Below are 19,970 nucleotides of genomic sequence, written 5' to 3' on the forward strand. Positions count from 1 at the left end.
CCCGCGGGTCAGTTGGCCCACGGGGGAGTGATCCGGGTGCCGTCGGCCAGCTCCGCGGTCAGGCCGACCGAGGTGGTGACCCAGGAGGTCGCGGTCCGGTCGGTGGGGTTCTCGACGGCGAAGGCGGCGCCGGCGTTGATGATCACCGTGTCCCCCGCGGTGACACGCTCGGTGCGGCCGTCGAGGGTGATCAGCAGCTCGCCCGTGAGCAGGTGGAAGACCTCCTCCCGGCTGACGGTGTGCGCGGGCGCCTTCGTCCCCGCCGGGATCTCGCCCCGCCAGGCGCAGAGCTCCTTGCTGCCGGTGCGGGGAGCGGCGTACGAGACGAATCGGGTGCCGTGGATCTCGTGGACACTGCCTTCGGACGTGCGGACGACGGGCATGGCGGGCTCCTCTGGACTTATGGTCAAGTAGCTTGACTATCTCTACGCTCTTATGGTCAAGCTCCTTGACCAAAGTGTCAAGGGTGTTTCAATGCGGTCGTGCAGAACTCCGACGCCATGGCCCTCACCGCCGCCCTGCTCGCCGCCGCCGGCGGGCTCACGCAGCGCATCCACGAGGGCGTCGTCGCCCGCGGCTTCGAGGGGGTCCGGCCCGCGCACGGTTTCGCCTTCGTCCGGCTCGCCCCGGACGGCGCGACGGTCACCGACCTGGCCGTGCACCTGGGGGTGACCAAGCAGGCCGCAAGTCAGCTCGTCGACGAGCTGGTCCGCAAGGGGTACGCCGAGCGGCGTCCGCATCCTGCCGACGCGCGCGCCCGGCTCGTCGTCATGACGGAGGCGGGGTGGGCCTGCACCCGGGCCGCGGAGGCGGCGGCCGCCGAGGCCGTGGGCGCGTGGGCCGAGGTGCTCGGCGAGGACGGGGTGCGCGCGCTGCGCGACGGTCTGCTGCGCGTGGCGCCGGGCGGGCCGATCCGGCCCAGCTGGTGACCCGGGCCCTCTATCACCTGCGCCACCGACGGCGTCGGTTATCGCTGGAAGTTTTTACTGACGCGTAACTTCACGCGTGCGCTACTCGCCCGTAACTTGACGAGTGAACAGCATCCCGTGATCCGGATCACAGGGCGTCCTGCCATCGAAACTCCCCTGCCCCGCAAGGAGATCACCCGATGCTGCCCTGGATACGCGCGCTCAGACCCCTGACCGCCCTGCTGCTGACCGCCGCCATCGCCCTGGTCCCCGCCACCACCGCCCACGCCGCGGACGCGCGCCCTGCCTCCGGCTGGAACGACTACACCTGCAAGCCCTCCGCCGCCCACCCCCGCCCGGTGGTCCTGGTCCACGGCACCTTCGGGAACTCCGTCGACAACTGGCTCGGCCTCGCGCCCTACCTGAAGAACCGCGGCTACTGCGTCTTCTCCCTCGACTACGGCCAACTGCCCGGCGTTCCGCTCTTCAACGGACTCGGCCCGGTCGAGAAGTCGGCGGAACAACTGGTTGCCCACGTCGACAAGGTGCTCGCCGCGACCGGAGCAACCGAGACCGACCTCGTCGGCCACTCGCAGGGCGGCATGATGCCCCGCTACTACCTCAAGTTCCTCGGCGGAGCCGCCAAGGTGAACGCCCTGGTCGGCATCGCGCCCAGCAACCACGGCACCACGCTGTCCGGCCTCACCCGCCTGCTGCCGTACTTCCCCGGCGCCGAGGACCTGCTCGACGAGCACACCCCCGCCCTCGCCGACCAGGTCGTCGGCTCCGACGTCCTCACCAAGCTCAACGCGGGCGGCGACACCGTGCCCGGCGTGCGCTACACCGTCCTCGCCACCAAGTACGACGAGGTGGTCACGCCGTACCGCGGCCAGTTCCTCGACGGCCCCGGCGTGCGCAACGTCGTGCTGCAGGACCTGTGCCCGCTCGACCTCTCCGAGCACCTGGCGATCGGGCTGTTCGACCGGATCGCCTTCCACGAGGTGACCAACGCCCTGGACCCGGCGCACGCCACGCCCACCACCTGCGCCTCCGTCTTCGGCTGACGGGCGCGCCCCCTCCGCGCCCCGGCGCACGTCACGCGGGGCCCGCCCGGCCTGAGCCGCCGGACGGGCCCCGCGTTTCCCCGTTCCCCCGTGGTCCCCCCGCTTCCGCGTCAGTGGCCGTGCCGGCCACCGGTCGTCGCGCGCCGCCGGACCGACGCGAACAGGACCGCCGCGCCGAGGGCCAGGGCCGCGGCGCCGCCGACGGCGATGTAGGGCGTGGTGCTGTCCCCGCCGGTCTCGGCGAGGTTCTCCGTACCCCCACCGGCGGCCTTGACCTGGTTGGGCTCGGCGGCGGCACCGGGCGCCTTCTCCGGAGCGGCGGCCGGGTCCGTCGGGTCCGTGGTGGTCGCCGCGTCCTGGTCGCCGTGACCGTGGTGCTCGATCGTCGACTTCTCCGCGGCGTCGGCGAGCTGCTCCTCGGAGGGCGCGGAGGCCTCCGGAGCCGGGACGGCACCCGCCTCCGCGTCGCCGGACGCGGTGTCCTCGCCGGCGGCCGCACCGCTGCCGCTACTGCTGCCGTCGCCGTCGCCGAAAGTGACGTCCGAGCAGGAGTAGAACGCCTCCGGGCTGTCCGAGCGCTGCCACACCGCGTACAGCAGGTGCTTGCCGGACCGCTCCGGCAGCGTGCCGGAGAAGGTGTAGAAGCCGCCCGAGGCGACCGGGTCGGTGGAGGTCGCCACCGGGGCGGACAGGTCCAGGTCGCCCCAGCCCAGCGGCTTGGACGGGTCGTAGCCCGGCTTGGTGACGTACACCTTGAAGGTGCCCTTGTGCGGGGCCGTCACGCGGTACTTGAAGGTGTACGAGCCGCTGCTCACACCGGTCGCGGGCCAGTCTGCGCGGGCCAGGTCCATGCCCTTGAACGCCGGGTCGTTGGCGCTGCACAGCTTGCCGTCCGGGATCAGTTCCTGGTGCTTGCCGTCGGCGTTGCCGATGCGGATGCCGTTCCAGTCGTAGAGCGCCTGCGTGCCGCCCGCCGCGACCGCCGCCCTGCACGCGGCCGACTTCGGGTTCTCGGGTCCCTCGGCGTGGCACTGCGACACCCGGCTGACCGGGTCGCCCATCGAACCGTGCGCCGAGGCGGGGGCGGCGGCCAACGTGGTCAGGGCGAGCGGGGCGAGACCGGCGACGGCGACGGCGGCGGCCCTGCGGGACGCGGACGGTGCGGGCATGGGGAACTCCTCGAAACGGTCACTGGGGATGCGCGACTCGGGCCGGAACCCGTGGGGTCGATCAGCAAGCTAGCCCCGAGAAACCGCGAAATCGCCTGCTGGAGGCGGGTGACGGAGATCCTTATGGTCGCGTTAAGGGAGTGCTCAGGCTGGGCTGAGGTAGCTACCGTTCGCGGCATGGAACGAGAACGGATCCGGCCCGCGACCGCCGCGGACGTGCCGGCGGTGCAGGCCGTGACCGACGCCGCGTACCTCCCCTACGTCGAGCGCATCGGGGTGGTGCCGCAGCCCATGGAGGCGGACCACGCGGCGGACGTGGCGGCGGGGAAGGTGTTCGTCACGGACGAGCCCGGCACGGGCCGGGCGGGACCTGTTGGACTCGTCGTCGTCGAGGCGCACGCCGACCACCTGTTCCTCGACAGCGTCGCCGTCCACCCCGACGCGCACGGCAGGGGCGTGGGCCGGCGGCTGCTGCGGTTCGTGGACGCGCACGCGCGGGCGCTGGGCCTGCCCGAGGTCAGGCTCTACACGAACGCGATGATGCGGGAGAACCAGGAGATCTACCCGAGGTACGGGTACGAGGTCGTGGAACGCCGGGTGGACGGGCCCTACGACCGCGTCCACTACCGCAAGCGGCTGCTGCTCTGAGGCGTCTCATGCCCGGACCCGCAGGTCAGCTCTCCGGCCACCAGGTGCGCGCGATGTCCTTGCGGACCTCCGGGCGCCCGGAGGGGCGCTCGTCGATCTCCTCGCGGACTCGGCGGGCGTCGGTCTTCTTCAGGGGCTTCTGCACGGTCAGACGGCGCATGGCTGCCTCCTTACGGATCCACCGGGTTCCGCGTTCTCACGGAGGTAGACCCTTTCCCCGAGACTCACTCATCGATGCACAACTGTCAGTGGCGGTTGTCACGTTCTCCTGCCCCGGACCCGTTGTCAGTGGCGGGTGTCACCCTGGGCGCATGAGTGGGAACAGTGACGAAGCGACCGCACCGGGTGCCGACTGGGACGCGCTGGCCGCCTCCTTCGACGACGAGCCGGACCACGGCCTGCGGGACCCGGAGGTGCGCCGGGCCTGGGCGGCCAGGCTGGCCTCCTGGCTGCCCGCGCTCCCCGGCGACGTGCTCGACCTGGGCTGCGGCACCGGCAGCCTCTCACTCCTCGCGGCCGAGCAGGGGCACCGGGTCACCGGCGTCGACCTCTCCCCGGCCATGGTGGAGCTGGCCAGGACCAAGCTCGCCGGCCGTGACGCGGTGTTCCTCACCGGTGACGCCGCGGCACCGCCCGTGGGGGAGCAGCGCTTCGACGCCGTGCTGGTCCGGCACGTCCTGTGGACGCTGCCCGACCCCGGTCGGGCCCTGCGGCACTGGCGGCAGCTGCTGCGCCCCGGAGGGCGGCTGGTCCTGGTCGAGGGCGTGTGGGGGAGCGTCTCCCCGGTCGGCATACCGGCCGACCGGGTCACCGTCCTGCTCGGCCCGCTCGCCGGGCAGGCCAGGGTGGAGCGGCTGTCGGACGACCCGTCGCTGTGGGGCAGGGAGGTGGCGGACGAGCGGTACGCGGTGGTGGCGACGTACGGGTGAGCCGTGCGGCGGGCTACTCCAGCAGGCCGGTGAAGCCGTCCCCGCGAGCCAGCCGCTCCAGTTCCTCCAGTGCGGCCACCGCGGCGGCAGCGGCCTCCGGGTCCCGGTCCGCCAGTCCGCTCTCGGCGAACTCGTCCTCGTCCAGGCGCCGTACGTCCGTGCCTTCGGCGGAGCGCCACAGGTCCAGGTCGAGGTCCTCGACGACCAGCTCCGTGCCGGTGCGGACGGCGGGGCGGGTGATGTCGCAGTACCAGCCCTTCAGCACACCGGCCGCGGTCCGGACCTCCTTCACCGAGTACCACCGGTCGCGCCAGTAGTACTCGGTGAAGACGTCCCCGGCCTCGAAGCGCACGAAGCCGAAGTCGCGCACGCCGTCCCCCGCCCAGGGGGCACGCACGGCGAGGCGGGTGCCGTCGTCGTGCAGCAGCGTGGCCGGGTACCGGATCTTGGTCCGGCCCGCCTTGACCAGGATCACGTCCACCTCGATGGGCGGTTCAGCCGAGTTCACGGACATGGCGCACCTCCGTCGCGCAGATCTCGTACCCGAGCCACTTGTTGATGGCGAGCATCGGGCCGTTGTCGGTGTCGTTGCCGGTGAGCGCCTCCGTGTACCCGGCCGCGCGGGCCCGGTGCAGGGAGGCGGTCTTGGCGAGCTTGGCCAGGCCCCGGCCGCGCCGGGCACGGACCGTGCCGGTCATCGCGGTCGCGTACCGGAGACCGTCGGTGTGGGCGACGCTGAACGCGGCCGGGCGGCCGTCGACGACCACGACCGTGGTCAGTTCGCGGTCGAGCAACGGGTGCCGCCAGGTCTCCGCGAGCCAGGCCTCATAGTCCGTGAACTCGACCTCGACATCGCTCGGTTCGTCCGCGACCGTCGCCGCGTCCAGCTCGAACACGGGCCGGGGGTCGTCCGCGTAGTCGGCGGCCGTGCGCAGCTCGACGCCCGGGGGAGGGGACCCCAGGGGCGGGAGCGCGGCGTTCGCCAGGTCCAGCCGGAGGAAGTGCGAGGCGCGCCGCCGCTCGTAGCCGTGCCGCCCGGCGAAGGCCAGGTGGGTGGGCCCGTCCAGCACCCAGGAGTACAGCTTCCGGGCGCCCTCGCCCATCAGGTGCTCCTCGGCCGTACGCACCAGCAGGCCGCCGGCCCCGCGCCGGAACCGCTCGGGATGGACGTAGACGTTCAGGTAGGCCTGACCGGGCTCCGGGCTGTCGTGCACCAGCCCGAGCTGGGCGGTGCCGATCACCTCCCCGTCCTCCTCCGCGACCAGGGACCGGCTCCGGGCGTCCGGGTGGCTGTGGACGAGCCGGTGCACGACCGCCTCGGGCGTCCACAGGATGAACGGCAGGGCGAGGCGGCGGACCTGGGCGAAGGCCGCGACATCGGCCGGGTCGTCGGAACGCAGGTCGCGTACGAGAACGGTCATGAGGACGCACGCTACGGCGGCCGGGCGGTCGGATGCCTCTCATTTTCCCGGGGATACGGGACAATCGCCGGGTGACCTTGAAGATCCATGTCGACGACGGCGCGCCGCCCTACGAGCAGGTGCGGGCGCAGATCTCCGAACAGGCGCGCTCGGGGGCGCTGCCGGTCGGGTACCGGCTGCCCACGGTGCGCGGACTGGCCGAATCCCTCGGGCTCGCCGCGAACACGGTCGCCAAGGCGTACCGGGCGCTGGAGGCGGACGGGGTGATCGAGACCCGGGGGCGCAACGGAACGTTCGTCGCCGCCGCGGGCTCCGCGGCGGAGCGGGAGGTGGCCGCCGCGGCCCAGGGCTATGCCGAGCGGGCTCGGCGGCTCGGGGTCACCGAGGGGGACGCGATCGACGCCGTGCGGGATGCCCTGCGGGCGGCTTATGGGTGAGCGCCGTCCCGGCGGGGGTCCGTTCTCGTCCGCGGGTGCGTCGTGGCTGGTCGCGCCCACGCGGCGGAGCCGCAAATGTCTCAGCCCCGCGCCTCTGTCGGCGTTCTGGTGACCGTCGCCTTCGATGTGCGGGTCAGTGCGGCGAACAGCTTGGCGTCGGTCACCGCTGCTGCGCCGGGGTCGTTGTTGAAGTACGCGTAGACATCGCTCGTGTTCGGCCAGGTCGTCGTGATGCGGTCGATCCAGGTGGCCAGGGAGCGGCGGCCGTAGTGCGGCCAGGCCGTGGCCCGGCCCTCGTGGAAGCGGACGTAGCCCCAGTCGGTGGTGCGCCACAGGGGCGTGACGGGTCGGGCTCGGACGTCCGCCCAGCACAGGGCCGCCTGCCGGGACACGAGGACCTCGCGGACCTCGGGTGTCCACCAGGACTCGTGCCGGGGTTCCACCGCGACCCGGGTCCCCGGCGGGAAGCAGGCCAGGCAGGTGTCCAGGAGGTCCGGGTCGGCGCGCAGGGTCGGGGGCAGTTGGAGCAGGACCGGGCCGAGGCGGTCGCCCAGACCGGCCGCGTGGGTCATCAGGCGGTCGACCGGTTCGGCCGGGTCGCGCAGGCGTTTGACGTGCGTCAGGTAGCGGCTGGCCTTGACCGCGACCGTGAAGTCCGGTGGGACGCGGTCCCGCCAGGCGGCGAAGGTCTCCCGGGCGGGCAGGCGGTAGAAGGCGTTGTTGATCTCGACCGTCGCGAAGGCGGCCGCGTAGTGCTCCAGCCAGAGCCGGACCGGCAGACCGGGCGGGTAGAAGCTCTCCCGCCAGTCCCGGTACTGCCAGCCCGACGTGCCGACGAACAGGGTCATACCCCCATCAAAGCACCGCCCTGCGGCGTCCGGGCTACAGGTACAGCCCGGCCTCCGCGCCCGCCCGCGGCTCCGGCAGCGCGGTCGGTGAGATGCCCCGGCGCAGCGCGTACAGCTCCGCCAGGGTGGCGCCCTCGCGGCCGACCCCTTCTTCCGTGCCGAGCCAGTCCACCGCCTCCCGCCGGGTCAGCGGGCCGACCTCGATGCGGGCCAGGCAGCGGCCGGGGCGGACGACGGCGGGGTGCAGCCGCTCCAGGTCCTCGTTGGTGGTGACGCCGACCAGGACGTTGCGGCCCTGGCCGAGGAGTCCGTCGGTGAGGTTCAGCAGGCGGGAGAGCGCCTGGCCCGCCGTGTGCTTGGCCTCGCCGCGGATCAGTTCGTCGCAGTCCTCCAGCAGCAGCAGCCGCCAGCGGCCCTTGCCCGCCGCGTCCTCCTCGCCGATGGCGATGTCCATCAGATAGCCGACGTCGGAGAAGAGCCGCTCCGGGTCGAGGACGCAGTCCACCTGGCACCAGTCCCGCCAGGAGCGGGCCAGCGTGCGCAGCGCGGAGGTCTTGCCGGTGCCCGGCGGCCCGTGCAGGAGCAGCAGCCGGCCCGCGATGTCCTCGGGCGTCGTCTTCATCAGGCCGTCCATCGCGTCGGCCACCGGCGCCGTGTAGTTGGCCCGGACCTCGTCCCAGGTGCCCGCGGCGATCTGGCGGGTGGTGCGGTGCGGGCCGCGGCGCGGGGAGACGTACCAGAAGCCCATCGTCACGTTCTCCGGCTGCGGTTCGGGCTCGTCCGCCGCTCCGTCCGTCGCCTCGCCGAGCACCTTCTCGGCGAGGTCGGCGCTGGTCGCCGTCACCGTGACGTCGGCGCCCCGGTTCCAGCGCGAGATCAGCAGCGTCCAGCCGTCGCCCTCCGCCAGCGTCGCGCTGCGGTCGTCGTCGCGGGCGATCCGCAGCACGCGCGCGCCGGGCGGCAGCAGCGTGGCGCCGGACCGTACGCGGTCGATGTTGGCCGCGTGCGAGTACGGCTGCTCACCCGTGGCGAAACGGCCGAGGAACAGCGCGTCGACGACGTCGGACGGGGAGTCGCTGTCGTCCACGTTGAGCCGGATCGGCAGGACTTCGTGCGGGTTCACGGACATGCCGCCATGATCGGGCACCCGGCCGCCGCGTGCACCCGCTTTCCCGGGCGCGCACGCAGGGGCGTTCCCGCCGGCTTCCGTCCGAACTTGAACGAGTGTCAGCCATTTTTTGGCATGGACACTTCCAGTCAACGCGCGTAGCTGCTACCACGGTTGTGGCAGCAATCCTGCTAAGGGAGGTTCCATGAGACGTTTCCGACTTGTCGGGTTCCTAAGTTCACTCCTCCTCGCCGCCGGCGCCGCCCTCACCGGGGCCGCGACCGCCCAGGCGGCCCAACACGCCGCAGCCGACGGCTATGTGGCCCTCGGCGACTCCTACTCCTCCGGGGTCGGATCGGGCAGCTACATCAGCTCCAGCGGCGACTGCAAGCGCAGTACGAAGTCCCATCCGTACCTGTGGGCGGCCGCCCACTCGCCCTCCACGTTCGACTTCACCGCCTGTTCCGGGGCCCGTACGGGTGATGTTCTCTCCGGACAACTCGGCCCGCTCGGCTCCGGCACCGGTCTCGTCTCGATCAGCATCGGCGGCAACGACGCCGGGTTCGGCGACACCATGACGACCTGTGTGCTCCAGTCCGACAGCTCCTGCCTGTCGCGGATCGCCACCGCGGAGGCGTACGTCGACTCGACGCTGCCCGGCAAGCTCGACGGCGTCTACTCGGCGATCAGCGACAAGGCGCCGAACGCCCACGTCGTCGTCATCGGCTACCCGCGCTTCTACAAGCTCGGCACCACCTGCATCGGCCTGTCCGAGACCAAGCGGACGGCGATCAACAAGGCCTCCGACCACCTCAACACCGTCATCGCCCAGCGCGCCGCCGCCCACGGCTTCACCTTCGGCGACGTACGCACCACCTTCACCGGCCACGAGCTGTGCTCCGGCAGCCCCTGGCTGCACAGCGTCAACTGGCTGAACATCGGCGAGTCGTACCACCCCACCGCGGCCGGCCAGTCCGGTGGCTACCTGCCGGTCCTCAACGGCGCCGCCTGACCTCAGGCGGAAGGGGAGGAAGAAGGAGCGGAGGGAGACGAGGAGTGGGAGGCCCCGCCCGACGGGGTCCCCGTCCCCGTCCCCGTCCCCGTCTCCGTCCCGGTCCCGCAAGTCACCGAGAACGCCACCGCGTTGGACGTGGCCCGCACCGGACTGCGCACCTCCACGCGTACGGCACCCTCGAACGCGCCGGTGTCGTCGTGCGTCGTCACCACCACGCGGTCCTGTCGCGAGCGCTCGCCGCCCGACGGGAAGGACAGCGTCCGCCACCCCGGGTCGGAGACCGACCCGTCCGCGGTCACCCACCGGTAGCCGACCTCCGCGGGCAGCCGCCCGACCGTGAACGTCGCCGTGAACGCCGGTGCCCGGTCGTGCGGCGGCGGACAGGCCCCCGAGTAGTGGGTGCGCGAGCCCACCACAAACACCTCCACCGACTGCGGTGCGGGGCTGCTCTCCCCGCCGTCGCTCCCGGAGGACACCGAGGGACTCGGCTCCCCGGCGCCGTCGCTCGTCGCCGCGGACGTGACCCCCGGGTGCGTGCCTCCGCCCGAACCCTCCGTCCCGCCACCGCCGTCCGAGCGGTCCAGCAGCGAGTACGTCAGTCCGGCCAGTGCCAGGACCAGCACGGCCAGCCCCACCAGCAGCACGGCACGCGCCCGCCGGTCCCGGCCCCTCGGCGCGCCGGGCGCACCCGCCGCGGACGTGTCCCCGGCCGCCGGTACGGGCATCGGCGGCGTCGGCGCGGTGGGCGGCCCCGGGTGGGCGGCCACGACCGTCGGGGCGAACGCGCCGGACGGCGGCGCGCCGGTGCGCGACCCCGGCCGGACGGTGCCCCGCCGGCGCCCACGAGGCGCAACTCGCGCTCGGCCTCCTCCGCCGGGAGCCGCCCGGCCGGATCCTTGCGCAGCAGGCCCTCCAGCACCGGCCCGAGCGCACCCGCGCGGTGCGGCGGCGGCATCTCCTCGTCGACGATCGCCCGCAGGGTGCTCAGCGGGGTGTCCTGACGGAACGGCGAGGCCCCCTCCACCGCCGCGTACAGCAGCACGCCCAGCGACCACAGGTCGGACGCGGGACCGGGCGTGCGGCCGAGCGCCCGCTCCGGGGCGAGGAACTCGGGCGAGCCGACGACCTCGCCGGTCATGGTCAGCGCCTCGCTGCCCTCCACCCTGGCGATCCCGAAGTCGGTCAGCACCACCCGGCCGTCGTTCGCCAGCAGCACGTTGGCCGGCTTCACGTCCCGGTGCAGCACCCCGGCGGCGTGCGCGGCCCGCAGCGCGGCCAGCACCTCGGCGCCGATCAGCGCGGCCCGGCGGGGCTCCAACGGGCCCTCGGCGTCCAGCAGGTCGGCCAGGGACAGCCCGCGGACCAGCTCCATCACGATCCAGGGCCGGCCTCCGTCGGTGGCCACGTCGTACACCGTGACCACGTTGGGGTGGGAGATCCGGGCGGCGGCCCACGCCTCGCGCTCCAGCCGGGCGTACATCCGCCCGACATCGGTCTGCGACAGCCCGGCGGGGGCGCGCACCTCCTTGACGGCGACCTCGCGGCGCAACACCTCGTCGCGGGCGCGCCACACGGTGCCCATGCCGCCCTCGCCGAGCGGCGACAGGAGCCGGTAGCGACCGGCGATCACACGCTCGCCGTCGGGTTCTCCGGACACGGGCGCCCCCTATGACGTCACGCGCGGACCCTTCACAAAGTAGACCAACCCGGTGCGGATGCGACCCCCTCGGCGCCGATCCCGCCCCGGCCACTGGCGTTTTCGGGCCGCGCATCCGTAACCCCTGCGGAGGGCGTGCACCGCGCGCCCGGCGGTGACGTCGACGGGCCGGAGCCGGTCCGCGGAGAGGGGGACGGGGTGGCGGGCGACCGGATGGCGGCGGACGAGCTGCTGGTGCTGGTGGCGGACGGCGACCAGAAGGCCTTCGAGGAGCTGTACGAGTTGGTGTCGGGGCCGGTGTTCGGACTTGTCCGGCGCGTGGTGCGCGACCCGGCCCAGTCCGAGGAGGTGGCACAGGAGGTGCTGCTCGAACTGTGGCGGTCCGCGGCGCGCTTCGACCCCCGCCGGGGCAGTGCCCTGTCGTGGATCCTCACCGTCGCCCACCGCCGTGCCGTCGACCGGGTGCGCAGCGCCCGCGCGGCCGGCGAACGCGACCGGCGCGAGGCCCACCGCTCCCACCACCCCGCCTTCGACCAGGTGTCGGAGGAGGTCGAGGCGGGACTCGAACGCGAGTGGGTGCGGCGCTGCCTGGACCGCCTGACCGCGTTGCAGCGCCAGTCGGTCACCCTCGCCTACTACGACGGCTACACCTACCGGGAGGTGGCCGAGCGCCTCTCCCTGCCGCTGGGCACGGTGAAGACCCGGATGCGCGACGGACTGGGCCGTCTGCGCGAGTGCCTGGGCGGCGTCGCATGAGCCTCTTCGGCCACTCGCTCGCCGCCCCCTACGCCCTGGACGCCCTGGAGGGCGCCGAACGGGTCCGCTTCGAACGGCACCTGAAGGGCTGCGCCCGCTGTGCCGCCGAGGTGCGGGCGCTGTCCGAGGACGCCGTCCGGCTGGCCCGGTCCACGGCCGCCCCCGCGCCGCCCGCCCTGCGCGAGCGGGTCCTGGCCGCCGTACGCACCATCGCGCAGGAGCCCGCTCCCGCGCGCGGACCCGTCCCGCGGCGGTCGGTCGGGCACGTCCGGCCGCGCCCCTGCTCGTGCCGTTCGCCACGGTGACGGCCGCCGCGGCGCTCGTGGTCGCCTCGCTCTTCGCGGTGCGGGCCGACCGGACCCGGGACGAGCTGGACACCGCACGGGACCGGGCACGTGAGATCGCCCACGTTCTCGCCGCTCCGGACGCCCGGGCGGCGCGCGGTGCGGACGCCCGCGGCCGCGGTGTCGCGGTGGTCGCCTCCGCGTCCAGGGGGCGCGCGGTGGTGACCCTGAGCGGGTACGGCGAGCCGCCGGGCGACCGCGTGCGCCAACTGTGGGTCATGCGCCCCGGCGCCGAGCCGCGCTCCCTCGGGCTCCTCGACGGCGACACGCCCCTGATCGCCGTCGGCCTGAGCCGCTCCGCGACGTCACTCGCGGTGACGGTGGAACCCGGCGGCGGCTCGGACCGGCCGACGACCGAGCCGTTCGTCCAACTCGCCCTGGAATCTGTTGGATTCGGAGAGTAATCGTCAACCCCCTTACGGGGAAGGTGAATCCTGTGACCGCGATACACGCATGCCGTACCGGGGCGATAGGGTTACCCTGCCCGGGCCGGGTGGACTCGTACGGGTGGGGAGTGACATGGAACAGATAACAGTGCGCAGCAGGGCAAGGGTCCCTGCGATCACCTGCGGAAGCAGCGCGACCAGCTCGCGCCTCGACCGTCATCTCGCGGTACTCGGAGGGCCCGCCCTGCCGCCGCGGGAGACCGTGGAGGCGACGTCGCTGATGCGTGAGCTGACCGCGCGTGAGCCTGCACACAAGCGCAGCAACCGGGGCGCCAGGGTGCGCCGGGTCTCGCTGTTCGCGCCACTGCGTCGACTGCGCCGCTCGCTGTTCGGCGGCAACTGAGGCCCGCGCTCCGGCGGTCACACCTCCCGGCGCGGCGCCGCGGCACTCGTCCGTCATCCCCACGGCACGCAGCGGCGCCCCGGTGTGCTCCCCGAGCGCGGGCTTTTCCCGGTACACCCGGCCTCGTACGTCCGTCCCGCACGCGTTCGCACGTTCTGGTCCCGCACGGCACCTTCCCGTCCCCGCCGCCTCCCCACCGGCGGTGACGCGGTACCCCGGCCCGTTCAGCGGTCCCCGTGCGCGTACCGGCGTACCGCGAGCGGGACGAACACCGCCAGCAGGACCGCGCACCAGGCCAGCGACCCGGCGACGGGATGCGTCACCGGCCAGGCGGCCCCGTCCGGCACGGGCGCGTTGCCGAAGAGGTCCCGCAGTGCCGTGGCGACCGCGCTGATGGGGTTCCACTCCGCGAGCGTGCGCAGCCAGCCCGGCAGTCCGTCGGTCGGGATGTACGCGTTGGACAGCAGCGGAAGGATGAAGGTGGCGCCGCCGAGTTGACCGGCGGCCTCCTCGTTGCGGGTGAGCAGGCCCAGGAAGATCCCGATCCAGGTCGTCGCGAACCGGAACAGCAGCAACAGCCCGAGCGCGCCCACCGCGCCGAGCGCGCCGCCCTCCACCCGCCAGCCCACCGCGAGCCCGACGAGCAGCAGCGGCACCGTCCCGGCGGCCGTGACGAGCACGTCGGCGACCGACTGCCCGAGCGGCACGGCGGCCCGGCTCACCGGCAGCGTCCGCAGGCGGTCCGTCACGCCCCGGTGGGTGTCCTGGGCCGCCTGGAACATGCCCGTCATGATGCCGTTCGCGGCGGTGGCGACCAGCAACCCCGGTACCAGGAAGGCCCGGTACTCCTCGCCCGGCATCGCCAGCGCGCTGCCGAAGACGTAGCCGAAGAACAGCAGCATCGTGATCGGCATGGTCTGGGTGAGGATCAGCAGCCCCGGGTTGTTGCGGGCCCGCCGCAACTGGCGGCCCAGCATGGCCGCCCCGTCGTACGCCAGACCGTACGCCGAGCCGTGCGGACCCGTCGTCACCGCGCTCATGCCACCAGCTCCTTGCCGTCGTTGCTCTCGTTGCGGTCGTCGCTGCCGTTGCCGCCGGTCAGGCGGAGGAAGACGTCGTCGAGGGTCGGCGGCCGCAGGCTCGCGTCCACCAGGGGCACGCCCGCCGCGTCGAGTTCGCGCACCAGGCGGGGCAGGGTCAGGGTCGGATCGGTGCTGACGGCGCCGACCGTGCGCCGCTCGTGGTCCAGGACCGGTTCGGCCCCGGTCAGCCGGTCCAGCACCCCCGCCGCCCGCACCAGTGCGTCCGGGTCCGGGACGACGGCCTGTGCGTAGGCCCCCACCAGCGCCTTGAGTTCGGCCGGCGACCCGGTGTGCGCGACCCGGCCCCGGTCCACCAGGGCGATGTCGTCGGCCAGGCGGTCGGCCTCCTCCAGGTACTGCGTGGTGAGCAGCACGGTGGTGCCGTCCGCCTTGAGGGCGCGCACGGTCTCCCAGACGCGGTTCCGGCTGGCCGGGTCGAGCCCGGTCGTCGGCTCGTCCAGGAACAGCACCTCGGGGCGGCGCACCAGGCTCGCGGCCAGGTCGAGACGGCGCCGCATGCCGCCGGACAGGGTGGCGGCGGGCCGGTCGGCGGCGTCGGCCAGGCCGAAGCGGTCCAGCAGCTCGTCGGCCCGCGCCGCCGCGTCCCGCACCCGGTGCAGCCGGGCGAACAGCCGCAGGTTCTGCCGGCCGGTGAGGTCCCCGTCCACCGAGGCGTACTGCCCGGTCACCCCGATCAGGCGACGCACCGCGGCAGCCTCCCGCACCAGGTCGTGCCCGGCGACCCGCGCCGAGCCCGCGTCCGGCCGCAGCAGCGTCGTCAGCAGCCGGACCGCCGTGGTCTTGCCCGCCCCGTTCGGCCCGAGCAGCCCGCAGACGGTGCCCTCGGCCACCGCGAGATCCAGGCCGCGCAGCGCGCGCACGGCACCGAAGCGCTTCTCCAGACCCTCACTAAGTACAGCGTACGTAGTAGTCATGTGTCGACCATAGCGCACTACGTACGGTGTACGTAACTAGGATGGTGGCCGAGGTGATGCACGATGGCGGGCCGAGCGGCCGTACCCGAAGTGATCTGGTCGCGCCCCGAGCGCACCGGCCGGGGGCCGAGACCGGCGTACACCCGCGCCGACATCGCCGCCGCCGCGGCGCGGATCGCCGACGCCGACGGCCTGGACGCGGTCTCGATGCGCCGCGTCGCCGGCGAGCTGGGCTGCGGAACCATGTCGCTCTACAACTACGTCCCCCGCAAGGAGGACCTGTACGAGCTGATGATGGACGCGGTCAGCGGCGAGCACGAGCTGTGGGAGCCGAGCGGCGACTGGCGCGCGGACATGATCCGGGTCGCCCGGCAGACCCGCGCCCTGATGCACCGCCACACCTGGCTGCCCCGCCTGATGTCCCCCGTCTACGGCTTCAGCCCCAACGCCCTGCGCTACCTGGAGCACTGCCTGGCCTGCCTCGACCCGTTCGAGGCGCCCTACGGCACCAAGATGGAGCTGGTCGCGATGGTGAACGGCGTGGTGACGACGTACGTCGCCAACGAGATCGCCACCGTCGAGCGCACCCGCTCGCTGCCCTGGTCCGAGGAGCAGGAGAACGCGGCGCGCATCGCCTACCTCGGCCGGCAGGTCGCGAGCGGCGCCTACCCGCGGCTGGCGGCGTCCTTCGCCGAAAACGCGGGACCGATCGACCTGGAGGGGGTCTTCGAGCGGGCGCTGACCCGGGTGCTGGACGGGTTCGCCTGAGCGGGGGCGCCGATCCGGCCGGGGGTCACAGCAACGCCAGCTGCCCCTCCGGCCCCTCCTCGCGGTCGTCCAGGACGGAGGCCGGCCGGCGGGCCGCCCCGGGCACCGGAAGTACGCCCGCCTCGAGCAGCTCGGTCGTGGTGATCTCGTCCGTGACCGTCAACTCACGGCACTCGTCCCGCACGTCGGCGAGCAGCGCCAGCACCGTGATCAGCTCCAGCAGTTCGGAGGTCCAGCTCTGCGGCCAGCCGGCCGGGCGGATCGCCGTCAGCGTGCCGGGCTCGCCCTCGTCCGCGCGGGCCGCGAACCACTGCTCCAGCACCCGCACCCCGCCCACCTCGAACTCCCAGGCCCCGGGCGGCACGGGGGAGATGCGCCCCTCGTCCAGGAACAGGGCCTCCTCCTCCCGGTCGTAGCGCAGGGCCGGCGGGCGCGGGGGCAGCGGGGCGCGGACGTACGGGCGGCGGCCGCCGGGCAGCTTGGGGCGTTCGCCGTCGCGGCGCATCAGCCACAGGGCGCGCCGGCCCAGTTCCACCCCGTGCTCCCACAGCGCGGGGTCCGCGGTGAGCGGCACCAGCGAGCCGGGCCGCACGGCCGCCGCCGACCAGGCGAGCACGTCCAGCGGGCCCGGGCGCACCCCGAGCCGGGCGGCCAGGTGGTCCAGCAGGCCCGGGGCGAGGTTGGGCTCCGTGCCGCCCGGACGGCGGTACAGCGGACGGATCCGGGCGGGCCCGAACAGCGGCAGCAGCGAGGTCGCGAGGAGCAGCGGCCCACCGGCGGTCCCGGGCGTCTCCACCACGAACACCTGCCGCGCGTCGGCCACCCGCCACAGCTCCGGACGGGCCGCGTCGATCAGCCGGTGGTCGGGGATCAGCCACTGCTCGTCGAACGGCGCCCGCAGCACCCGGACCGGCTCCGGACAGGGCCCCGCGGCACGCGCCAGCCGCTCGGTGCCCCCGGCGCCGCCCGGCAGCCGCCCGACCGCCGACTGCGGCGTGCGCGAGCGGGTCGGCTCGAACAGGGTCGCGCGGTCGGGTCCCTCGGCCTTCAGCAGGGCGTCCCAGCGGGCCTTCAGGGACGCCGCGTCGGGAGCCGTCGGCCACCCCCGGCCGAGCCGCGGCGGTGCGACGGACCACGGCATGAGGTCCGCCAGCGGCGGGGCGTCGTCGTGCGTCACGCCGGGCATCGTACGACGGGGCGCCGCCGGCTCACGTGGCATCCAGGGTGACCGTGAAGGAGAAGCGGTCGCCCCGGTAGTGGATGACCGCCACGTCCAGGACCCGGCCCTCGAGGTCGTAGGTGATGCCCGTGTAGTGCAGGATCGGGCTGAGCAGCGGGACTTCGAGCAGCCGTGCCGTCTCCGGGTCCGCGAGCCGGGCCTCGACGGTGTCGGTGATCCGGCTGATGTCCATGCCCACCACGTCCCGCAGCACCTTCGTCATCGGCCACCGGGCGAGGTCGTCCAGGTCGATGCGCGCGGCCAGTTCGGGACGGACGTAGTTGCGGGCGTGGTTGGTCGGCTCGCCGGTCTTCTCGTCGCAGCGCAGCCGGTGGTACAGCGCCACCTCCGGCACCCGGGGGAAGTACTCGGCGAGTTCGGACGGCACCGGCGCGGTGCCGTGGTCCAGCAGCTCGGCCTTCATCCCGGACTGCTGCGCCACGATCGCGTCCACCGAGCCGAGCAGCCGCACCGGGGCGCCCCGCCGGGCGTGCGGCTCGATGAACGTGCCCCGCCGGCGGTGGCGGGTGATCAGCCCCTCGTCCTCCAGCTCCTTCAGCGCCTGCCGCATGGTCAGCACGCTCACCCCGTAGTGCCCGGCCAGCTGCTCCTCGGTGGGCAGGCGCAGCGGGTCCCGGGGCGAGCGGCCGAGTATCGAGGCGCGCAGCGACTGCGACACCTGGTACCAGAGCGGCAGCTTGCGGTTCAGGACGATGGAGTCCGGGGCGAAGGAGGTCACGGGCCATCCGTACCGGTAGGAAAACCTCAGTGCAAGGGGCGGAAGTGCCGCTCCAGGCCCTGCCAGACGTCGTCGTAGCGGGGCTGGAGGTGCTCCGCACGGGCCGCCTGCGGGGTGAGGGTCACCGGCCACCGCGTCTCGAACATGAACGCCAGTCCGTCGTCGATCCGCTGCGGCTTCAGCTCGGCGGCGCTCGCCCGGTCGAAGGTCTCCCGGTCCGGGCCGTGCGCCGACATCATGTTGTGCAGCGAACCGCCGCCCGGCACGAAGCCTTCCGCCTTCGCGTCGTAGGCGCCCTCGATCAGGCCCATGTACTCGCTCATCACGTTCCGGTGGAAGTACGGCGGCCGGAAGGTGTCCTCGCCCACCAGCCAGCGCGGCGCGAACACCACGAAGTCCACACCCGCCAGTCCCGGCGTGTCCGACGGGGAGGTGAGCACCGTGAAGATCGACGGGTCCGGGTGGTCGTACGAGATGGAGCCGATGACGTTGAAACGGCGCAGGTCGTAGACGTAGGGCACGTGATTGCCGTGCCAGGCGACGACGTCCAGCGGGGAGTGGTCGTACTCGGCCGTCCAGAGGTTGCCGCAGAACTTGTTGACCACCTCCACCGGGCCCGGCGCGCTCTCGTCGTCCTCGTACGCGGCGACCGGCGCGCGGAAGTCCCGGGCGTTGGCCAGACCGTTGGCGCCGATCGGCCCCAGGTCGGGGAGCTGGAACGGCGCGCCGTAGTTCTCGCAGACGTAGCCGCGGGCGTCCTCGTCCAGCAGCTCCACGCGGAAGCGGACCCCGCGCGGGATCAGCGCCACGTGTCCCGGCTCGGCGTGCAGCAGCCCGAACTCGGTGCGCAGCAGCAGGCCGCCGCGCTCCGGGACGATCAGCAGCTCGCCGTCCGCGTCGCTGAAGACGCGCTCCATGGACGCGGTGGCGTGGTACAGGTGCACGGCCATGCCGGTGCGCTGGGTCGCGTCGCCGTTGCCGCCGAGCGTCCACAGCCCCTCGACGAAGTCCGTGGCGGGCCCGGGCACCGGCAGCGGGTTCCAGCGCAGCCGGTTCGGGTCCGGCACGGCCTGGTTGAAGGGCGCGGTGCGGATCGTGCCGTTGCCCGCACGGGTGAACGCGGGGTGCGCGGCCGACGGGCGGATCCGGTACAGCCACGAGCGCCGGTTGTGCGCCCTCGGCTCCGTGAACGCCGTGCCGCTCAGCTGTTCCGCGTACAGGCCCAGCGGCGCCCGCTGCGGCGAGTTCCGGCCCTCGGGCAGCGCGCCCGCCACGGCCTCCGAGGCGTGCTCGTTGCCGAAACCGGACAGATAGGCCAGCCCCTCCGCGGTCTTCCGCGCGTCCCCGCTCATTGATCGCTCCCTCGCAACCCGATTCCCACCCGATTCCTATGGCACACCGTAGGATTGCGGTTTCCCGCGCGCAAGAGGGCACAAGAGGACTTCCCCGCTCCGCTCCCGCCCGCCCGCTCCGTCCCGGCATCCGTCGTGAGGATGATGAGGATGACCGGAACCAGACCCCCGGGGGATCCGGACTGTCGGACCCGTGTTCTAGTCTCGCGTCATGTCGTGGACGCGAGGAGTGCTCGCCGTGCTCGCGGTCTGTGTCCTGCTGTTGACGGGAACGGCGGGCTGCGGCTCCGGGGGCGGGGAAGAACCGGAGGTGGGTGATTCGGCCACGCCGGTGGGCAAGCTGCTCGAGGACACCGACGACGAGGGCCGGCGCTACCGCGAGGTGGACGCCGAGCGCGCCCCCGAGGTCGGCGTCGAGGTGCAGCCCGAGGCCGACGACAGCTGGGACGTGCGCCTGACCGTCCGCGACTTCAGGTTCTCGCCGGAGGGCACCGAGGCGAAGGCGGTGGCCGGCCGCGGCGTCGCCCACCTCTTCCTCGACGGCGACCTCCTCACCCTCCTGCGCGGCCCCCGGTACCGCCTGCCGGCCGGCCTGGTCCCGCGCGGCACCCACCAGCTCACGGTCCGCCTGTACGCGGACGACGACACCGTCTGGGCCGTCGACGGCGAGCCCGTCGAGAGCACCGCGGACATCACGGCGTCGGACGCGGAGCCGACCGGGGCGACGCAGCCGGAGACGGTCGAGGGCCGGACGGTCACCGAACCGACGGCGGACCGGTGAG

Annotated in this window: 22 protein-coding genes and 2 pseudogenes; 11 read left to right on the forward strand and 13 right to left on the reverse strand. The window is 73.5% G+C overall.

The window, feature by feature from the left end:
- Positions 1-8: 8 nt before the first annotated feature.
- A complete protein-coding gene (locus tag Sru02f_RS10345; protein ID WP_109033581.1) occupies positions 9-383 on the reverse strand; it encodes a cupin domain-containing protein in 375 nt (124 codons plus the stop codon).
- Positions 384-482: 99 nt separating this feature from the next.
- On the opposite strand from Sru02f_RS10345, the gene Sru02f_RS10350 reads away from it, so the two are divergent.
- Together Sru02f_RS10350 and Sru02f_RS10355 are read left to right on the forward strand one after the other, a co-directional pair.
- The gene (locus tag Sru02f_RS10350; RefSeq protein ID WP_109033582.1) at positions 483-929 is read left to right on the forward strand and encodes a MarR family winged helix-turn-helix transcriptional regulator; all 447 of its coding nucleotides are present in this window, start codon (positions 483-485) and stop codon (positions 927-929) included.
- 179 nt (positions 930-1,108) lie between these two features.
- Positions 1,109-1,972: an esterase/lipase family protein gene (locus Sru02f_RS10355; RefSeq protein WP_109033583.1), complete on the forward strand. Its 864-nt coding sequence runs from the start codon at positions 1,109-1,111 to the stop codon at positions 1,970-1,972.
- Between the two features lie 110 nt (positions 1,973-2,082).
- On the opposite strand, the gene cbcC is transcribed toward Sru02f_RS10355, so the two are convergent.
- Positions 2,083-3,141, reverse strand: coding sequence for a carbohydrate-binding protein CbpC (gene cbcC / locus Sru02f_RS10360; protein ID WP_109033584.1), 1,059 nt, complete (start codon positions 3,139-3,141; stop codon positions 2,083-2,085).
- A gap of 177 nt (positions 3,142-3,318) precedes the next feature.
- Between cbcC and Sru02f_RS10365 the strand changes: the two genes are divergently transcribed.
- A complete protein-coding gene (locus Sru02f_RS10365) occupies positions 3,319-3,789 on the forward strand; it encodes a GNAT family N-acetyltransferase (protein ID WP_003977093.1) in 471 nt (156 codons plus the stop codon).
- Positions 3,790-3,814: 25 nt separating this feature from the next.
- Here the strand turns inward: Sru02f_RS10365 and Sru02f_RS10370 are convergent, their stop codons facing one another.
- Positions 3,815-3,949, reverse strand: a complete 135-nt coding sequence (locus tag Sru02f_RS10370; protein WP_003977094.1) for a hypothetical protein — start codon at positions 3,947-3,949, stop codon at positions 3,815-3,817.
- Between the two features lie 151 nt (positions 3,950-4,100).
- Between Sru02f_RS10370 and Sru02f_RS10375 the strand changes: the two genes are divergently transcribed.
- Positions 4,101-4,718: a class I SAM-dependent methyltransferase gene (locus Sru02f_RS10375; RefSeq protein WP_109033585.1), complete on the forward strand. Its 618-nt coding sequence runs from the start codon at positions 4,101-4,103 to the stop codon at positions 4,716-4,718.
- A 13-nt stretch (positions 4,719-4,731) separates the two neighbouring features.
- Here Sru02f_RS10375 and Sru02f_RS10380 read toward each other — a convergent pair whose 3' ends face one another.
- Positions 4,732-5,232, reverse strand: coding sequence for a DUF402 domain-containing protein (locus tag Sru02f_RS10380; RefSeq protein WP_109033586.1), 501 nt, complete (start codon positions 5,230-5,232; stop codon positions 4,732-4,734).
- Entirely contained in the window at positions 5,213-6,139 is a 927-nt protein-coding gene (locus tag Sru02f_RS10385; RefSeq protein ID WP_109033587.1) for a GNAT family N-acetyltransferase, read from the reverse strand. Before Sru02f_RS10385 ends, Sru02f_RS10380 begins: the two co-directional genes overlap by 20 nt.
- Before the next feature lie 71 nt (positions 6,140-6,210).
- Between Sru02f_RS10385 and Sru02f_RS10390 the strand changes: the two genes are divergently transcribed.
- Positions 6,211-6,576, forward strand: coding sequence for a GntR family transcriptional regulator (locus Sru02f_RS10390; protein WP_174855163.1), 366 nt, complete (start codon positions 6,211-6,213; stop codon positions 6,574-6,576).
- An 80-nt stretch (positions 6,577-6,656) separates the two neighbouring features.
- Here the strand turns inward: Sru02f_RS10390 and Sru02f_RS10395 are convergent, their stop codons facing one another.
- Together Sru02f_RS10395 and Sru02f_RS10400 are read right to left on the reverse strand one after the other, a co-directional pair.
- On the reverse strand, positions 6,657-7,424 hold the full coding sequence (locus Sru02f_RS10395) for a DUF72 domain-containing protein (RefSeq protein WP_109033589.1): 768 nt from the start codon (positions 7,422-7,424) through the stop codon (positions 6,657-6,659).
- Between the two features lie 34 nt (positions 7,425-7,458).
- A complete protein-coding gene (locus tag Sru02f_RS10400; protein WP_109033590.1) occupies positions 7,459-8,553 on the reverse strand; it encodes a DUF5925 domain-containing protein in 1,095 nt (364 codons plus the stop codon).
- 184 nt (positions 8,554-8,737) lie between these two features.
- Here Sru02f_RS10400 and Sru02f_RS10405 point away from each other — a divergent pair, with 184 nt between their 5' ends.
- Positions 8,738-9,544, forward strand: coding sequence for an SGNH family lipase (locus tag Sru02f_RS10405; RefSeq protein WP_109033591.1), 807 nt, complete (start codon positions 8,738-8,740; stop codon positions 9,542-9,544).
- Between the two features lie 2 nt (positions 9,545-9,546).
- Here Sru02f_RS10405 and Sru02f_RS10410 read toward each other — a convergent pair.
- A pseudogene (locus Sru02f_RS10410) lies at positions 9,547-11,204 on the reverse strand (serine/threonine-protein kinase).
- Between the two features lie 213 nt (positions 11,205-11,417).
- Here Sru02f_RS10410 and Sru02f_RS10415 point away from each other — a divergent pair.
- From Sru02f_RS10415 to Sru02f_RS10425, 3 genes and pseudogenes are all read left to right on the forward strand, one after another.
- Positions 11,418-11,960 carry a sigma-70 family RNA polymerase sigma factor gene (locus Sru02f_RS10415; RefSeq protein WP_109034110.1) on the forward strand — a complete coding sequence of 181 codons (543 nt, stop codon included), beginning with the start codon at positions 11,418-11,420 and terminating at the stop codon, positions 11,958-11,960.
- Positions 11,957-12,708: pseudogene (locus Sru02f_RS10420) on the forward strand (anti-sigma factor). Before Sru02f_RS10415 ends, Sru02f_RS10420 begins: the two are co-directional and overlap by 4 nt.
- A 115-nt stretch (positions 12,709-12,823) precedes the next feature.
- Positions 12,824-13,093, forward strand: coding sequence for a hypothetical protein (locus Sru02f_RS10425; RefSeq protein WP_003977105.1), 270 nt, complete (start codon positions 12,824-12,826; stop codon positions 13,091-13,093).
- A 224-nt stretch (positions 13,094-13,317) separates the two neighbouring features.
- On the opposite strand, the gene Sru02f_RS10430 is transcribed toward Sru02f_RS10425, so the two are convergent.
- Together Sru02f_RS10430 and Sru02f_RS10435 are read right to left on the reverse strand one after the other, a co-directional pair.
- Positions 13,318-14,133, reverse strand: coding sequence for an ABC transporter permease (locus tag Sru02f_RS10430; RefSeq protein ID WP_109033594.1), 816 nt, complete (start codon positions 14,131-14,133; stop codon positions 13,318-13,320).
- Entirely contained in the window at positions 14,130-15,110 is a 981-nt protein-coding gene (locus tag Sru02f_RS10435) for an ATP-binding cassette domain-containing protein (protein WP_109033595.1), read from the reverse strand. The genes Sru02f_RS10430 and Sru02f_RS10435 overlap by 4 nt, the downstream gene beginning before the upstream one ends.
- Positions 15,111-15,173: 63 nt before the next feature.
- Here Sru02f_RS10435 and Sru02f_RS10440 point away from each other — a divergent pair, with 63 nt between their 5' ends.
- Positions 15,174-15,878 carry a TetR/AcrR family transcriptional regulator C-terminal domain-containing protein gene (locus Sru02f_RS10440; RefSeq protein WP_109033596.1) on the forward strand — a complete coding sequence of 235 codons (705 nt, stop codon included), beginning with the start codon at positions 15,174-15,176 and terminating at the stop codon, positions 15,876-15,878.
- Between the two features lie 25 nt (positions 15,879-15,903).
- On the opposite strand, the gene Sru02f_RS10445 is transcribed toward Sru02f_RS10440, so the two are convergent.
- Genes Sru02f_RS10445 through hmgA form a run of 3 tightly spaced genes read right to left on the reverse strand, consistent with a single transcriptional unit; the run spans position 15,904 to position 19,188 of the window.
- On the reverse strand, positions 15,904-17,064 hold the full coding sequence (locus Sru02f_RS10445; protein WP_174855164.1) for a type ISP restriction/modification enzyme: 1,161 nt from the start codon (positions 17,062-17,064) through the stop codon (positions 15,904-15,906).
- Between the two features lie 22 nt (positions 17,065-17,086).
- Positions 17,087-17,836 (reverse strand): GntR family transcriptional regulator, encoded by a 750-nt coding sequence (locus tag Sru02f_RS10450; protein WP_109033598.1) that lies wholly within the window; start codon positions 17,834-17,836, stop codon positions 17,087-17,089.
- Between the two features lie 26 nt (positions 17,837-17,862).
- Positions 17,863-19,188, reverse strand: coding sequence for a homogentisate 1,2-dioxygenase (gene hmgA / locus Sru02f_RS10455; protein ID WP_109033599.1), 1,326 nt, complete (start codon positions 19,186-19,188; stop codon positions 17,863-17,865).
- A gap of 211 nt (positions 19,189-19,399) precedes the next feature.
- On the opposite strand from hmgA, the gene Sru02f_RS10460 reads away from it, so the two are divergent.
- Complete coding sequence (locus Sru02f_RS10460) at positions 19,400-19,969, forward strand: hypothetical protein (RefSeq protein ID WP_109033600.1); 570 nt, start codon at positions 19,400-19,402, stop codon at positions 19,967-19,969.
- The last annotated feature ends 1 nt before the right edge of the window (position 19,970 follow it).

This window comes from Streptomyces rubrogriseus (assembly GCF_027947575.1).
Classification (GTDB): domain Bacteria; phylum Actinomycetota; class Actinomycetes; order Streptomycetales; family Streptomycetaceae; genus Streptomyces; species Streptomyces rubrogriseus.

Excerpts from the sequence above, each read along its gene's own strand:
- Sru02f_RS10345 (WP_109033581.1), bottom strand. The coding sequence starts at position 383 with ATGCCCGTCGTCCGCACGTCCGAAGGCAGTGTCCACGAGATCCACGGC.
- Sru02f_RS10355 (WP_109033583.1), top strand. The coding sequence starts at position 1,109 with ATGCTGCCCTGGATACGCGCGCTCAGACCCCTGACCGCCCTGCTGCTG.
- cbcC (WP_109033584.1), bottom strand. The coding sequence starts at position 3,141 with ATGCCCGCACCGTCCGCGTCCCGCAGGGCCGCCGCCGTCGCCGTCGCC.
- Sru02f_RS10365 (WP_003977093.1), top strand. The coding sequence starts at position 3,319 with ATGGAACGAGAACGGATCCGGCCCGCGACCGCCGCGGACGTGCCGGCG.
- Sru02f_RS10370 (WP_003977094.1), bottom strand. The coding sequence starts at position 3,949 with ATGCGCCGTCTGACCGTGCAGAAGCCCCTGAAGAAGACCGACGCCCGC.
- Sru02f_RS10375 (WP_109033585.1), top strand. The coding sequence starts at position 4,101 with ATGAGTGGGAACAGTGACGAAGCGACCGCACCGGGTGCCGACTGGGAC.
- Sru02f_RS10380 (WP_109033586.1), bottom strand. The coding sequence starts at position 5,232 with ATGTCCGTGAACTCGGCTGAACCGCCCATCGAGGTGGACGTGATCCTG.
- Sru02f_RS10385 (WP_109033587.1), bottom strand. The coding sequence starts at position 6,139 with ATGACCGTTCTCGTACGCGACCTGCGTTCCGACGACCCGGCCGATGTC.
- Sru02f_RS10395 (WP_109033589.1), bottom strand. The coding sequence starts at position 7,424 with ATGACCCTGTTCGTCGGCACGTCGGGCTGGCAGTACCGGGACTGGCGG.
- Sru02f_RS10400 (WP_109033590.1), bottom strand. The coding sequence starts at position 8,553 with ATGTCCGTGAACCCGCACGAAGTCCTGCCGATCCGGCTCAACGTGGAC.
- Sru02f_RS10405 (WP_109033591.1), top strand. The coding sequence starts at position 8,738 with ATGAGACGTTTCCGACTTGTCGGGTTCCTAAGTTCACTCCTCCTCGCC.
- Sru02f_RS10415 (WP_109034110.1), top strand. The coding sequence starts at position 11,418 with ATGGCGGCGGACGAGCTGCTGGTGCTGGTGGCGGACGGCGACCAGAAG.
- Sru02f_RS10425 (WP_003977105.1), top strand. The coding sequence starts at position 12,824 with ATGGAACAGATAACAGTGCGCAGCAGGGCAAGGGTCCCTGCGATCACC.
- Sru02f_RS10430 (WP_109033594.1), bottom strand. The coding sequence starts at position 14,133 with ATGAGCGCGGTGACGACGGGTCCGCACGGCTCGGCGTACGGTCTGGCG.
- Sru02f_RS10435 (WP_109033595.1), bottom strand. The coding sequence starts at position 15,110 with ATGACTACTACGTACGCTGTACTTAGTGAGGGTCTGGAGAAGCGCTTC.
- Sru02f_RS10440 (WP_109033596.1), top strand. The coding sequence starts at position 15,174 with ATGGCGGGCCGAGCGGCCGTACCCGAAGTGATCTGGTCGCGCCCCGAG.
- Sru02f_RS10445 (WP_174855164.1), bottom strand. The coding sequence starts at position 17,064 with ATGCCCGGCGTGACGCACGACGACGCCCCGCCGCTGGCGGACCTCATG.
- hmgA (WP_109033599.1), bottom strand. The coding sequence starts at position 19,188 with ATGAGCGGGGACGCGCGGAAGACCGCGGAGGGGCTGGCCTATCTGTCC.
- Sru02f_RS10460 (WP_109033600.1), top strand. The coding sequence starts at position 19,400 with ATGTCGTGGACGCGAGGAGTGCTCGCCGTGCTCGCGGTCTGTGTCCTG.